At 74.0% G+C, this 14,271-nt stretch carries 11 protein-coding genes and 2 pseudogenes; 6 read left to right on the top strand and 7 right to left on the bottom strand.

From position 1 onward, the window contains the following. The first annotated feature begins 23 nt into the window (after positions 1–23). Positions 24–968: a formyltetrahydrofolate deformylase gene (purU, locus tag UK82_RS28145; protein WP_044887559.1), complete on the top strand. Its 945-nt coding sequence runs from the start codon at positions 24–26 to the stop codon at positions 966–968. Positions 969–1,041: 73 nt separating this feature from the next. Here the strand turns inward: purU and UK82_RS41735 are convergent. The 3 genes and pseudogenes from UK82_RS41735 to UK82_RS28135 all read right to left on the bottom strand — a co-directional run. Beyond that, a pseudogene (locus tag UK82_RS41735) lies at positions 1,042–1,458 on the bottom strand (DUF3459 domain-containing protein); the annotation flags it as partial. 1 nt (position 1,459) lies between these two features. Next, positions 1,460–2,358: alpha-amylase family glycosyl hydrolase (locus UK82_RS40670; RefSeq protein ID WP_255354372.1), on the bottom strand; the 899-nt coding region annotated here is incomplete at its 3' end. 80 nt (positions 2,359–2,438) lie between these two features. Then, positions 2,439–2,939 carry a MarR family winged helix-turn-helix transcriptional regulator gene (locus UK82_RS28135; RefSeq protein ID WP_044887561.1) on the bottom strand — a complete coding sequence of 167 codons (501 nt, stop codon included), beginning with the start codon at positions 2,937–2,939 and terminating at the stop codon, positions 2,439–2,441. Positions 2,940–3,038: 99 nt separating this feature from the next. Here UK82_RS28135 and UK82_RS28130 point away from each other — a divergent pair, with 99 nt between their 5' ends. After that, entirely contained in the window at positions 3,039–4,634 is a 1,596-nt protein-coding gene (locus UK82_RS28130) for an FUSC family protein (RefSeq protein ID WP_055410325.1), read from the top strand. Positions 4,635–4,865: 231 nt separating this feature from the next. On the opposite strand, the gene UK82_RS28125 is transcribed toward UK82_RS28130, so the two are convergent. Continuing rightward, positions 4,866–5,507 carry a hypothetical protein gene (locus tag UK82_RS28125; protein ID WP_044887563.1) on the bottom strand — a complete coding sequence of 214 codons (642 nt, stop codon included), beginning with the start codon at positions 5,505–5,507 and terminating at the stop codon, positions 4,866–4,868. Between the two features lie 161 nt (positions 5,508–5,668). On the opposite strand from UK82_RS28125, the gene UK82_RS28120 reads away from it, so the two are divergent. Continuing rightward, complete coding sequence (locus UK82_RS28120) at positions 5,669–5,932, top strand: hypothetical protein (protein WP_236706543.1); 264 nt, start codon at positions 5,669–5,671, stop codon at positions 5,930–5,932. Here the strand turns inward: UK82_RS28120 and UK82_RS40665 are convergent. The 3 genes from UK82_RS40665 to UK82_RS28105 form a co-directional block, all read right to left on the bottom strand. After that, the gene (locus UK82_RS40665; RefSeq protein ID WP_304438075.1) at positions 5,901–6,803 is read right to left on the bottom strand and encodes an arginine deiminase family protein; all 903 of its coding nucleotides are present in this window, start codon (positions 6,801–6,803) and stop codon (positions 5,901–5,903) included. The genes UK82_RS28120 and UK82_RS40665 overlap by 32 nt on opposite strands. 460 nt (positions 6,804–7,263) lie before the next feature. After that, positions 7,264–7,713, bottom strand: coding sequence for a DUF456 domain-containing protein (locus UK82_RS28110; protein ID WP_082122198.1), 450 nt, complete (start codon positions 7,711–7,713; stop codon positions 7,264–7,266). 129 nt (positions 7,714–7,842) lie between these two features. After that, positions 7,843–8,913, bottom strand: coding sequence for a YafY family protein (locus tag UK82_RS28105; RefSeq protein WP_055410321.1), 1,071 nt, complete (start codon positions 8,911–8,913; stop codon positions 7,843–7,845). Positions 8,914–8,946: 33 nt separating this feature from the next. Here UK82_RS28105 and UK82_RS28100 point away from each other — a divergent pair, with 33 nt between their 5' ends. The 3 genes and pseudogenes from UK82_RS28100 to UK82_RS43480 all read left to right on the top strand — a co-directional run. Next, a complete protein-coding gene (locus UK82_RS28100; protein WP_044887567.1) occupies positions 8,947–9,501 on the top strand; it encodes a pyridoxamine 5'-phosphate oxidase family protein in 555 nt (184 codons plus the stop codon). 88 nt (positions 9,502–9,589) lie between these two features. Beyond that, a pseudogene (locus UK82_RS34515) lies at positions 9,590–10,135 on the top strand (toll/interleukin-1 receptor domain-containing protein); the annotation flags it as partial. An 84-nt stretch (positions 10,136–10,219) separates the two neighbouring features. After that, positions 10,220–14,271, top strand: a 4,052-nt coding sequence (locus UK82_RS43480) for a pentapeptide repeat-containing protein (protein WP_396230662.1), incomplete at its 3' end; no start/stop codon positions are given.

Here is a 14,271-nt window from a genome sequence, read left to right as displayed (position 1 = left end):
GTCGTGCCGAGGTAGGAAGGGATGTGCCCATCCCTGAAGACCGCGGCGCGACGCCGCACTCCGCCGATCCCGGCCGCTCCCCCGGGCCACCGACCGGCCCCGCCGCCCGGACGGCGGCCGGCGAGTTCGTCCTGACGCTGTCCTGCCCCGACCGGCTCGGGATCGTCGCGGCGGTCTCCGCGTTCCTCGCCGACGCCGGTGGCAACATCGCCGACGCCGCCCAGTTCGGCGACACCGACTCGGGCCGGTTCTTCATGCGGGTGCACGTCGTCGCCGAGGAACCGGGCCTCGCCCTGGACGCGCTGCGGGCCGGCTTCGCCCCCGTGGCCCGCCCGTTCGCGATGGACTGGCGAGTCCATGACCTGGCGGTCCGCCCCCGCGTGCTGATCCTGGTGAGCCGGTTCGGACACTGCCTCAACGATCTGCTCTACCGGCACCGGTCGGGGCTGCTCGACGTCGACATCCCCGCCATCGTGTCGAATCATCCCGACTTCGCCGACCTCGCCGGCTCCTATGCCATCCCGTTCCATCACCTGCCGGTCGACCCGACCACCCGCGACCGGCAGGAACAGGGGATTCTGGAGATCATCGAGCGGGAACGGATCGACCTGGTGGTCCTCGCCCGCTACATGCAGATCCTCTCCCCTGAGCTGTGCGCGCTGCTCGCCGGCCGGGCGATCAACATCCACCACTCGTTCCTGCCGAGCTTCTCCGGCGCCCGGCCCTACCACCAGGCACACGCCCGCGGGGTGAAGCTGATCGGCGCGACCGCGCACTACGTGACCGCCGAGCTCGACGACGGCCCGATCATCGAGCAGGACGTCATCCGGGTCGATCACGCCGACGGTCCCGACCGCCTCGCGGCGCTGGGCCGCGATGTCGAGTGCCGCGCGCTCGCTCGCGCTGTGACCTGGCACGTCGAGCACCGCGTCCTCATCAGCGGCCGCCGCACGGTCGTGTTCTCCTGATCGGTGTGCAGCCAGGGGGCGGTCGGCGGGGTCCGCGGGCGGGGATCAGTGGGCTGGGGTCAGTGGTCGGGGATCAGTGGTCGGCGGGGGCGAGGACGGCCCAGCCGAAGGGTGGTAGGCGGGCGAGGGCCTGCGCCGTGCCGGGCTGGACCAGGTCCGCGTGGCCGGCGACAAGCTGCCCGGCGTCGGGTGCGGGGCAGTCGGCGGGGGCCCCGGCGAGGTTGAGCACGACGAGCAGGCGCTGCCCCTCGGCGCTCGTCTCGTAGACGAGCTGCTCGTTGGTCAGGTGCAGCGGGCGGGTGCGGGCGGTGTGCAGCCAGGGGTGACGCCGCCGCAGACCGATGAGGTCCTGGTGCAGCCGGTAGATCGGCCAGCCGTAGGGGGCGAGCGCGGCCGGGCCGACCGGGAACGCGGGGCGGACGGCGTCGTCGCCACCGACGCGGTCCTCCTTGACGCCGACGAACGCCTGCTCGTCGCCGTAGTAGACGCTNGGGGTGCCGCCGACGGTGCACAACACGACGAGTGCGTGGGCCAGGTGGCGCGGTTCGCGCAGCCGGCTGGCGAGCCGGGTGACGTCGTGGTTGCCGACGAAGGTGAGCGGGACGAAGCTGTCGAGGAAGCCGTCGTGCCGGCCCAGCGCCCAGGCCAGTTCGAACAGGTTGGCGTCGTTCAGCGAGCTCCAGATCGCCTTCCACAGCTCGTACTGGGTGACCGCGTCCAGGCCGGTGCGGCGGACGATGTCCGGGTAGTCGCCGTGGATGACCTCGCCGACCAGGTAGGCGTCCGGGTGGGCACGACGCACCCGCGGCAGCACCTGCGCCCAGAAGTCGGCGGGGACCGCGTAGGCGGCGTCGAGCCGCCAGCCGTCGGCGCCCCGGTCGAGCCAGTGGGTCATGATCTCGGTGACGTGGTCGGCGACGGCCGGGTTCGCGTGCCGCAGCGTGACGAGGCTGCCGTGGCCTTCGAAGGTAGCGTACTCGGGCCGTCCACCCGGCCCGGTCCCGCCCGTGGGGACGAACCAGTCCGGGCGCGGCGGCGCGTCCCCGCCGTCGGGCGATGCGGCGAAGGCGGGATGCTCCCGGCCGACGTGGTTGAACACCCCGTCGAGCAGAATCCGCAGCCCCCGCCGGTGGGCGCGGGCGACGAGATCGTCGAAGTCGGCGTCGTCGCCGAGCCGCGGGTCGATCCGGAAGTGGTCGACCGTGTCGTACCCGTGGGTCGACGATGCGAAGATCGGTCCCAGGGCGAGGCCGGACGCCCCGAGCCGCACCGCGTAGTCGAGCCAGTCGGCAATCCGGGCGAGCCCGCGCGTGGGCCGCCGGTCGGCTCCGGTGGTGTCGGCGCCGGCGAATCCGAGCGGATAGACGTGCCACCAGATCGCGTGGCGCACCCAGTCCGGCTCGCCGGTCGGCGACGCGGACGACGCGGACGACGGTGATGAGGCAGGCGGAGGCGGTGGCCGGTGGGTGGTCACGCCGGCTGCTCCAGGACGGCGCCCAGGTCGGTGCCGCCCGCGAGGCCGCGCAGGCCCACCGGGCGATCCGCCAGCGATTCGAGCAGGCCGGCGGCGATCCGCAGCAGGTCCACCTCGGCCTGCGTGAAGATGTCCAGGGCCTGCGCGAGCCAGGCGTCGCGGTCCGCCATATCGCGGACGAGCGCCTCCCGTCCGGCCGGCGTGATCGTCAACACCGCGGCCCGCCGGTCGCGTTCCCCGGGGCGCCGACTGATCAGCCCGGCGGCCTGCAGCTCGGCGAAGGTGCGCGACAGCGACTGCGGCTGGTGCCGCTCGGCCGCGGCGATCGCACCCGGGGTGCTCGGGCCAAGCCGGTAGAGGTGGCCGAGCACGCTCAGCTTGGTCCCGCTGAGCGCGCCGGCCGGTCGCTCCGCCCGCAGCCGGCGGCCCAGCCGCGTCACCGCCCGCCGGACCGCCGCCGCGCTCTCCGCCTGTCCTGCCGCCTGTCCTGCTCGCACAGTTAGCACGCTATCACTTACTATCAGCCGTCGTGATCAGGCCCGTAGAATGCGGCTACCATGCAACTTGTGCCACCAGGGGGCGGAGATTAGTTCGCTGTGACGACTATCTTCGAACGTGGCCGGGCGGCTCGCGCCCCGGGCTCGCCGTCCGTCGATCGACGCACCGAGCTGCGGGCGGCGGCGGTGACGATGGGCGCCGTGCTGGCCACGTTCGGCACGTCACTGGCGCTGCGTGGCCTGACCGGCGCGTCCGCCGGCATCTCCGTACTCGGCGTGGTCCTCGCGCTGACGCTCAGCCGGGTCGGGCGGGGCGGGCAGGACGGCCCGCGGGCCACGCGGCTGCTGCCGCTGCTCGTGACGCCGTCGGTGGCGCTACTCGCGAGCGAGGTCGCCGACCTCTCCCGACGGCATCGGACCGTGGGCGAGGTCCTGTTCACCGCGGCGGTCAGCGGCGCCGTCTGGGCACGGCGGTTCGGGCCGGTGGGCACCCGGGCCGGCACCCTGGCCACGCTGCCGTTCATCGCGCTGCTCGTCACCCCGGTTCCGCCCGGCGAAGGGCCGACGTCGCGGCTCAACCTCGTCGCGATCGCGCTGATCGCGATCGGTTGGGTGACGATCGCTCGGCACGCCGAGGCTCGGCTGTTCGCACCAGGTCCGCCTCGCCGGCCGGCCCGGCGGGAACAGCCGACAGCAAGGCCGGTCGCGGCCGATCGGACGGCGCCGCCTTCGGCGCCCGGAGTCGCGCCGCCTTCGGCGCCCGGGATCGCACGGCGCAGGCGGCGACTTCCCGCGAGCACCCGGATGGCGGTCCAGCTTGCGGTGGCCCTCGGGGCGGCCTTCGCCGTGGGGCGCCACGTGTTCGGCGAGCACCGGTCCTGGCTCGTTCTCACCGCCTACCTGGTCCACAGCGGCAACCGCGGCCGGGGCGACGTCGCCTACCGCTGCGCGCAGCGGCTGGCCGGCGCGGCGGTGGGGACGGCGGCGGCCACCGTCGTCGCGGGCCGCTTCCCCGCCGGCGACGACGTGTCGATCGTGCTCATCTTCGTCCTGCTCGCGCTCGGGGTGTGGCTGCGGTCGGCGTCCTACGCCTACTGGACGGCGTGCGTCACCGGCGTGCTCGCTCTGCTCTACGGGTACTACGGGCAGACCGGAACGGGGCTGCTGCGGGAAAGGCTGGCCGCGGTGGTGCTGGGCGCGGCGATCGGTCTGGCCGCGGCCTGGTTCGTCCTGCCGGTGCGCACGGGCGACGTCCTGCGCCGACGGATCGCCGACCTCCTTGCCGCCCTGACGGACTACCTGGTCGTCTGCCAGACGGGCCGCGCCCGCATGCCACGCCCGAGCAGGACGACACCCGAGGTCATGCGGGCCGCCCTCGCCGATGCACACGACCGGCTGGAGACCGCCTTCGATCAGCTCGCCCTGGTCGCCCCGCCGCTACGGGCGCACCGGGCGTTGACCCGCCGACCACGCCGACACCGCCGACCCGGCCAGGCCATCCGGCCGCACCGGTACGACGCCGTCGCGGCCCTGCTCGCCTGCCGACCGGCCCTGTGCGCGCTGACCCGTGAACTCGACGCCCGCGGCGCCCCACCTGGCCCCGTCGCGCGCCGCGACATCGCTCGAGCACGCAACATCGTCGTCGAGACCCGTCGCGCCATGGGCCGCGCCGCTGCCGCCGCGGCCCGCCACTGAATCAGGCGCCGGTGGTGTGCCCCGGAACCGCACGAGACCGCCCGGCCTCAGGCCCAGGTCCCAGCGATCGTGCGGTTCCGCGGAACCGCGGAGCCGCGGAGCCGCAGAGCCGCGCCGCGCTGCCCGATCGCAGCCGCCGCGATCAATGCGTCTCTGCTTCCATGCCTCGACGATCCGGATCAGGGAGCACAGCCGAACCTTTCCTGATCGCAACCAGACTCGCGAGCCCAGTCAGGTGCCGGCAGTGAGGTCCACGGCGATCTCGCCGCCGAGGCTGAAGCCGGCGCGCAGCTCCAGCGCGTCCCCGCTCCAGAACCGCCCCGGGTCGTACCAGTTCGGCGCCCGGTTGGGCGGGAGCAGGCCCATCGCCTCGTAGGTGACGGCGACGACTTCGGCGCAGTAGGCGGTCTGCAGCGCCTGCGGGGACACCGCCCGGCGCGGGCGCGGGAACCGTCCGCGTAGCCAGCGCGTCGCGAGCTGGGCGGTGGACGGGAACGGGGTGCCGTCGAGGCGGGCGACCGTGCGCAGCGCGGCGTCCTCCCGTCCGGTGCCGACCGCCGGCGAGAGCTGCCGCAGCCAGGCCCGCTGGCCATAGCGGCGGGCCCAGACCTCCACGGCCGCCCGCAGGTCGTGGAGCTGCACCCCGCGGTGGTGCGTGCCCGCCCAGACGTCGGGAAGCGACTTACCCAGCTCCGCGTGCCACAGCAGCGGGGGGAGATCGTCGAGCACGATCGCCATGCCGACGTGGTTGACCGGACTGTTCGTCGTCGTCTGGATGGCTCGGTCCGCCGCCGTGCGACCGCGGAACAGCCACAGGTCACCGGTGCGGGCCAGCTCCAGGGCGTCGGTCAGGCCGATCCGCGTATCGGGCATGCCGGTAAGGATGCCCCATCCGGGCCGGTACGCCGTAGCCTGACGGAGTGCATCAGCCTGGAGGCACGCGTCAGCCTGGACGAACGCGTCAGCCTGGACGAACGCGTCAGGCCGGCGGGGGGCGTCCGGCCGGCGGGCTGCAGCTCGCCCGGTGGGGGAAGGTGCTCGGCGTCGCCGGGCTGGCGGGGGTGGCCGCGACCGGCGTCCTGGTCGCCCGCGACCAGCGCCAGCGCGGCTCCTACTCCCCCGACGAGATTCGCGCCCGGCTCCAGGCCCGGGCGGCCGCCGACGCGAGCGCGCCACCCCCGACATCCGCCGATCATGAACCGGGCGTCGCCGCCGAGCCGACCGAAACGCGGCGCGGTCGGCTGCTCGGCCGGCTGCCGCGCCGGTTCACCCGACAGCGTCCTGACGCCATCCACTGATCGCCCGGCCGGGCTCGTCCCCGAGCACACCGGGGACGGTGTTGAGCGCGCGGTGCAGGCTGCCGAGCTGCTTGTGATGCTCGTCGAACGGGACGGCGACGGTGTGCACGCCAAACCGGGACAGCACCGGCTCGGTCCACGGCGCGCTGGCCGTCGACACCAGCGCCGCCGGCTCGTCGCCGCCCGCCGTCCAGGCCCCGGGCCGCGGGCCGGGCAGGAAGAACACCCCCGCGGCGAACGCGGCGACCGTCTCCGGAGCCAGCGGGCAGACGGCCAGTTCGATGCTGCGCAGCGCGTCGACGAGGGTCGTCTCCCGGCTGGCCGCGCCGTAACTTTCGACGACGGCGGGCGCGTGCAGCCGGTCCGCGGCAACCAGCGCGATGCCGGGGCCGAGCCCCAGCCAGTGGTCCAGGTGTGGCTCACCCGGGCGGAGCAGCTCGTCGCGAACCCGCACGACCCGGCCGAACGCGGCGAGCAGGTGCGGGCGCAACAGCCCCCACGCCGCCGGGCTGGTCCGCGCGCCGGTGCCGAGGACGGCGACACCGTCGCAGGTGACGAGGTCGCCGCCGGCCAGGAACAGTGGCTCGGGCACCCGCACCTCCGCCGAGCGTCCCCGCAGGCCGCGCAGGACCGCTGCCATCACGACCGTCTCCCGCGCCCGGTCGCGACGGCGCAGCCGGCCGATGGCGATCGCCCCGCCGAGGTCGACGTAGTGGTCGCGGGGAAACATCAGGCCGGCGAGCGGGCGCAGGGCGTAGCTCTCGTCCGGCTGGTCGGGGCCGATCACGCCGCCGCCGGCGGCTGGGTCGAGCAGCAGCCGAGGCTGGCGCAGCACAACCGGGACGAGCGCCGGGACGGACCAGTCGCGCATCACGTCGCGGGCCGCGGACAGCCGGGCGTCGTCGTCGGCGCTGACGGCGCGGGCGGCCAGTTCGAGCAGGACCTCACGGGGTAGGGCGGCGAGAATCTCCGACGGCGCGCGGGGATNGGCCCCGAGGTCGGTCAGCGCCGCCCGCACGGCGGCCGACTCCGCCGCAGCCCGGACCGGGTCGTAGGCGGGCCGGCCCGGCCGGAACACCGACGTCTCCACCGGCTGCACGACCGTCGGATTCTGGATCAGCACCATCGGCCCGCTCACCGCGCGCCGCCACATTTCATCTGGGCAGTATGCAACGGCGCACGGAACCACGATGGCCGCCGGCTCGCCACATCACCACGACGAAATCCGGTCTGACGAAATCCGGTCTATCGATAGACCGACTCATCGCCGCGGCGAAGGACTTTTCTTCTACGGAATGCGCGAAGATGGCGACCCGGGCGTGTCGGCGGGGTCAGAGTACGAGCTCACCGACGGCCCAGACGGCCGCCATCGCGACGCCCGCGACGAGTTCGACGAGCACGCCGACGCCGAACGCGACGATCGCCGCCCAGGTGGTGCCGCCCGCGGTGCGATAGTCACCGAGGCGGATCAGCTCCGCCACGTAGATGCCGAAGACGCCGCCGATCAGCAGCCCGAGAACCGGCACGATGAAGAAGCCGACGATCGCGCAGACCGCGCCGAGGACCAGGCTCTGCCAGGGCACCCCCCGCCCGGCGGTGGCCCGCGCGGGCAGGACGTACTTCGTCAGCGCGCCGATCACGAACAGCGCCGTCATCAGGGCCAGCACGATCCAGCGACCCACCCCGCCGCCGTCCGCGATCACCCACCACAGCCCCGCGCCCCAGACGAGGACCAGACCGGGCAGCACCGGAAGGACGATCCCGACCAGGCCCACGGCCATCACCAGGGCGACGGCGAGCAGCTCACCGGTACTTATGGCGCGACCTCCCTCGAACCGCCTTTCCGAGAAGGTACCGGTACCGGGACCTCCCCGGACCCGCCTGACAAACGCGCGACCACGCAGTTCTCGTCAGGCGTTGCGTGCGGCGATGCGCCGCCCGGTCTCGGCGAGGGCGGCCCGCAGCTCCTCCGGCGCCAGCACCTCGACCCCGTCACCGAGCGCCAACACCTGGGACAGCGCGACATCCGGGCCCTCGGTGGCCAGCTCCACCACCCGCCAGCCGGCACCGTCCGGCGCCGACGCGCCGGCGATGGCGTCGCGGGCGGCGAACGGGTCGACGGCGTGCCGCAAGCCGCGCAGCGCCGCCGGGGACAGCCGAAGCCGACAACTCCAGCGCAGCAGGGAGCGGGCGAACTCGTCGCTGCCCGCCCGCCACCAGGCGGCGAGGTCGAAGTCGTCCGGCCGGTCGAACGTTTCCGCCCGCACGCTGGCCTGGGGGATCCGCCCGACGCGGTAGCTGCGAACATCGCCCCGGTGCCGGGCCACCAGGTACCAGGTACCCGCCTTGCAGACCAGGCCGAGCGGATCGACGCGGCGCGCCACACTTTGATCGACACGGCCCTGATCGACACGGCCCTGATCGACGCCGTCCGGCGACGGGCCGGGGGGAGCCGCGGCGGCACTCTCCCGCCGGTAGCGCAGATCCCCGTAGCGCAGATCCCCGTAGCGCAGATCGACGCGGCGACCCGCCCACACCGCCTCGGCGAGCGTGGCCAGGTGCGGCACGGCCTCCTCGCGGTGAAACCATCCCGGCGCGTCGAGCAGGAACCGCTGGCGGACCTGCCCCGCCTGGGCTCGAGGCCGCGGCGGCAGCGTGGCGAGAATCTTCGTGCGCGCGGCCGCGGCGACCGAGGCGAGCCCCAGCCCGCCGAGTACCTCGGGCCCCGCGCCGAGCAGCAGCAGCGCCGCCGCCTCGTCGCCGGTGAGCCCGTCGAGGCTGGTGCGCCAACCGTCCATCAACCGCACCCCGCCGGCCCGGCCCGGCTCGGTCCACAGCGGCACCCCGGCGTCCTGCAACGCGGCGATGTCGCGGTGCACCGTGCGGACGGACACCTCCAGCTCGGCGGCCAGCTCCGCCGCCGTCGCCCGCCGCACGGCCTGCAGGTGCAGCAGCAACGCGGTCAGCCGGCTCGATCGCACCCCGCGATGCTAGGCCGGAAACCATGACGGAGGATGGCAGGGTTTGCGCCGCAGGATGGCCGGGTGACGACATCCTGGCGCGACTTCGAGACCGCCCAACCCGCCCTCGCCAACACCATGCGCACCCGGTTCGAGGCTTTCCGCCATCACATCCTGGCCACGATCCGCGCCGACGGCTCCCCGCGCACCAGCGGCATCGAGGTCACGTTCCGCTCCGGCGAGCTGTGGCTCGGCAGCATGCCCGCCGCCCGAAAGTCCCGCGACCTGCGCCGCGACCCCCGCTTCGCGCTGTCCGCCAACCCCGGGCCGGGCACCGACATGGCCGGCGGCGACGTCCGGATCGCGGGTTTCGCCCGCTGGGTCGACGACCCGGCGACCCAGGCCCGCTTCGCCGAACAGGTGCAGCCCCCCGAGCCGTTCGACCTGTTCCGCGTCGAGCTCACCGAGATCGTCCGCACCACCGTCGACGAGCCCGCCGAGGAGATCGTCCTGGCAAGCTGGCGCCCCGGCTATTCCGCGGTGCGCCTCCAGCGCCGCGGCAACAATTCTGCCACCATCCACGAAACCTGGGCCAGAGCAAACCCGTGACCTGCGCCGACACCAGACTTGTCACGAGCGGACGAAAAACCTCCTCCATTGCCGGCCGGCGGCGATCCGGCTATGGCATGCTCGATAAATGCCGAACGGGGTGACACGGGCATGGGAGCACGACTTCTTTATCAGCTACACCGGCGACGACAGGGCCTGGGCGGAGTGGATCGCCTGGCAGCTCGAAAATCTGGAGCGCACGCCGGGTGAACCGTTTCGGGTCTTCGTCCAGGCCTGGGACTTCGTCGCGGGCACCGACTTCGTCACGTGCATGCAGGACGGCCTGACCCGGGCCGAACGGATCGTGCCCGTCCTGTCGGAGGCGTACCTCGAACGGTCCTCGTACGGACAGGCGGAGTGGCAGGCCGGATTCCGCCGCGACCCGCTCGGTGCCGGGCGAGTGATCGTCCCGGTGCGCGCGCGGCTGTGCACGCCGACTGGCCTGCTCGCCGGCCGCGGCTACATCGACCTGGTCGGCCTGGACGAGGCCGCGGCCACGGCGACGCTGGCCGCGCAGATGCACGCCACGGTGGCGGGTCGGGCGAGGCCGGCGACCGCTCCCCCTTTCCCGGGTCCGCCCACCTTGCCTCCCCCGCCGGGGGCGGATAGCCGCGCGGGCGAACGGCGACGGCGGNCCATCTCGGTGCTGCACCTGTCCGACCTGCGCTTCGGTGGCTCCGACGAGACTGACGGCGATGCGCAGTCGACACTGACACCGATGCTTGACGACCTACGCGGCCTCGGCGCGAAGCGGTCCGGTGTCGACGGACACGCCGCGATCGCCGACCTGATGATCGTGACCGGGGACCTGACCCGGACGGCGTCCGAGGACGAGTTCGATCGGGCCCACGACTTCCTGGCCGGTCTCGCCGACGGCCTGGGCCTCGCCCGGGAGCGGATCGTCGTCGTGCCCGGCGACCTCGACGTCAACGCCGCGCTCTGCAAGGCGTATGTCGCGCTGGAAGACGCCTACCATCGCACAGCCGTACCGCCGCACTGGCCGAAGTGGGCGTTCTTCGCCGGCTTCCTGCGGCGGCTGCACGGGGCGGAGGCCGAGGCACGCTTCCAGCAGGGACACGAATGGTCGGTCGTCGCCTTCCCGGAGCTGAAGGTTGTCGTCGCCGGGCTGAACTCGACGATGGCGCAGACCCACGAGGTGCGCACCGGCGAGGTCGGCGAGCGCCAGCTGAGCGCGGTGGTGAAGGAACTGGACCAGGGCGGATGGGAGGGCTGGCTGCGGATCGGCGCGGTGCACCACGGCCCGGCGAGCGTCGCCGGCACGGATGCCGGGGCCCTCCTCCACGATGGCGGGGAGCTGGACCGGCTCCTCGCACCCCGGTTGCACCTGCTGCTGCACGGCGGCCACGGCGACGGCCGCATCGGCCGGCTTCCGGCCGGCCTGCTGGCGATCCCGGCAGGGCCCGGGCCGGCGGACCCGCGCAGCGCCGACGCCGCCGCCGCGGTGCAGGCCCCGGGACCAGGCCGCTACCAGCTCATCGACATCGACGCGGCGGGATTCGAGCGCAGGTCACGCGTGTTCGCGCCGGGCACCCCGGCCGGTTTCGAGGCCGACGACGCGCTGTCGGCCCGCGTCTCGCTCTCGCTCGACCCGGCGAGCGAGACGTTCGGTCACGACGCCTGGCCCGCTCAGGACACGGTCCGAGCCTCGGCCGAACAGGCCGAGCCTGACGACGCCTTCGACGCCGACGACTCGCAGCGGCGGCGGCCGGCGGCGGTCGCCCGGCCGCGGGACACCCTCGACGAGCTCGCCGAGGTGGCACGGCTGCACCACCGGGACGCCGTCGTCGAGCGGGTCGAGGCCGCCGGGGACACGCCGACGCATCTGCGGGGGTGGCGACGGGAGGGCCGCATCGTCGAGCTGCGCCTGATCGGCCTGGTCGAGGGCGGAGCCGACGAACTCGCCATCGAGTCCTTCGCGGCCGAGATGACCCGGGCCTACCTGGCGTTCCCGTTACGGCTGACGGATCTGGTGTACACCGGCGACGACCCGGCCTCGCCGAAGCTGGTGGCCTTCGCCCGCGGCCGGGACGTCCGGCTGCTGAGCATGCCGGAGTACCAGGGCGTGTTCGACCTGCGCGACTACCGGGTCCGCCAGACCGAGGAACTGCTCAGCGACCCGGACTACCCGCCCGCCGCCTACGTCCCGCAGCACATCCGCCGCATCGACCGCAGCCGGACGCCGGTCGGCGGCGATGCCCTCGAGATGGTGCTGGACTGGCTGGCCACCGACGACGCACGGTTCATCCTGGTGCTCGGCACGTTCGGCCATGGCAAGACGTTCCTCGCCCGCCAACTCGCCCTGGCCGTGCCCGAACGCCTCCCGCACGTCGACCCGATGCTGATCGAACTCGGCAAGCTGGAGAAGTCGTTCGACCTCGACCTGCTCGCCGTCCAGCACCTGGTCGATGCCGGGGTGCGCCAGCCCGACCTGGACGCCTTCCGATACATGGTCCGCGAGGGCCGGGTGGTGCTGATCTTCGACGGCTTCGACGAGCTGGCCGCCCGGGTCACCTACGCGCGGGCGAGCGCCTATCTCGACGGCCTGCTCGCGATCCTCGACGGCACCGGGTCGGCGGCGGGCGGCGGCGCGGCCGGGCCGAACCGGGCGAAGGTCGTCGTGACCAGCCGGGCCGAGTTCTTCATCAACGACGACGATGTGCTGAAAAAGACCGGCGAGAAGGTCGAGCGGACGCTGGGCCGCTTCATCGTCCGGCTGGAGGACTTCACCCCGGCGCAGATCGAGCGTTACCTGGTCGGGCACTTCACCCGGGCGCTGACCGCGGGCCGGCCGGCCGACGAGACCGCCCTTGCCGAGGCGGCCCGGCAGGCGGCCACCCGCCTCGCGCTCATCGACGACGTCGACGACCTGCTCGAGCTCGCCCGGAACCCGCGGCTGCTGTCGTTCATCGTCGAGATCGACGACGAGCGACTGCGCGCCGTCCGGGACCGGGCCGCGAGCACCGGCGACGGCCGCGTGACCCGCGCCGCGCTCTACGCCGAGCTTGTCGATCAGTGGTTGACGTACGAGACGAAGCGGTCTGTGGAGCTCACCCTGGCCGGGCGCCGCACGGCGGTCCGCGAGCTGGCGGTCGCGATGTGGCGTGGCGGCGAGGTGGCCGTCGATCTGGCCCGGCTCACCGAGATCGCGGCACAGGTGCTGCGCGTGATGGGCCGGCCCAGCGTCCTCAGCGTCGACGAGACCGCGCATCTGCTCGGTTCTGGTACGGCGCTGCGCCGCGATCCCGACGGCCGCTTCTCGTTTATCCACCGCTCGGTGCTCGAATACCTCGTCGCGGTCGAGGTCGCCGCCGGGCTCGCCGGAGCCGCCCAGGAGGCCACGGTGTCCCGGCGCGGTGCACCCCCGGCCGAGGTCGTCAGCGCCGAGGCTCCGGCGACCGCCGGCGACCTGCTCGCCGCCGAGGAGATGTCCGGTCTCATGCTCGACTTCCTGGTCGATCTGGCCCCCCGAAGCCGACTGATCGCCTGGGCGGAGTCCACGGCGAGCGACCCGGACGCGCCCGCGATCGCCCGGGAGAACGCCGTCCTGGTGGCGCGGCGCCTCGACGTGCTTCTCGGTAACGGCGCCCGGCTCGCGGGCATCGATCTGTCCGGACGCGATCTGTCCGGACGCGCCCTGCGCGGCGCCGACCTGCAGGGGGCGAACCTCACCGACGCCCGGCTCGACGGCGCCGACCTGCGCGACGCCGACCTGAGGACGGCGATCCTCGGTGGGGCGTCCCTGCGCGGTACCCGGCTGTCCGGCGCCGACCTGAGGGGGGCGGACCTCACCGGCGCCACGCTCGTAGACGTGGTGTCCGAGCATGTCGAGGCGGCCGGGGCCGTGCTCGACGGCGCCCGGATCGAGGGCGGACGGCACAGCGGCCTCATACTCACCGACGCCTCCCTGCGCGGCGCCCGGCTGACGGGCACCGTCCTCGCCGGGGCGGACCTGTCGGGCGCGAACCTGTCGGGCGCAACCCTCACCGCCGTGACGGTGACGGACGCCAGGGTGGCGGGCAGCCACTGGTCGCGGGCCGCCGTCCTCGGCGGATCACTCGGGTCCGCGGCGGGCGCGACGGAACTCGGCGCGGCCGCGATTCCCGGCTCGGACGAGGCGGACACGGTGACGGCGCCCGCCGATGCGCCCCAGAACTCGGTGGCGTTCTCCCCCGACGGGAGCATGCTGGCGACCGCGGCCGCCGACGGCACCGCGCGGCTGTGGGATGTCGCCACCGGCCAACCCCTGCGCACCCTCACCGGCCACAACGGCTCGGTGTGGTCGGTGGCGTTCTCCCCCGACGGCACCCTGCTGGCCACCGCCGCCGACGACCGCACCGCCCGGCTGTGGGATGTCGCCACCGGCCGGCCCCTGCGCACCCTCACCGGCCACGACGGTTGGGTGTGGGCGGTGGCGTTCTCCCCCGACGGCATCCTGCTGGCCACCGGCGCCACCGACGGCACCGCCCGCCTGTGGGATGTCGCCACCGGCCACCCGCTGCGCACCCTGGCCGGCCACGACCGCCCGGTCCGCTCGGTGGCGTTCTCCCCCGACGGAACCCTGCTGGCCACCGGCGCCGCCGATGGCAACGCCACGCTCTGGGATATCGCCTTCGGTCAGGCGCTCCGCACCTTTGCCGGCCACGAGGCGTCGGTCCGCTCGGTCGCCTTCTCCCCCGACGGCACCCTGCTGGCCACCGCCGCCGACGACCGCACCGCCCGGCTGTGGGACGCCGCCACCGGCCACCCGCT

The organism is Frankia sp. ACN1ag, assembly GCF_001414035.1.
Classification (GTDB): domain Bacteria; phylum Actinomycetota; class Actinomycetes; order Frankiales; family Frankiaceae; genus Frankia; species Frankia torreyi.
The sequence above is the reverse complement of the archived record's forward strand: the minus strand, read 5'-3'. Positions and strand labels throughout refer to the sequence as shown.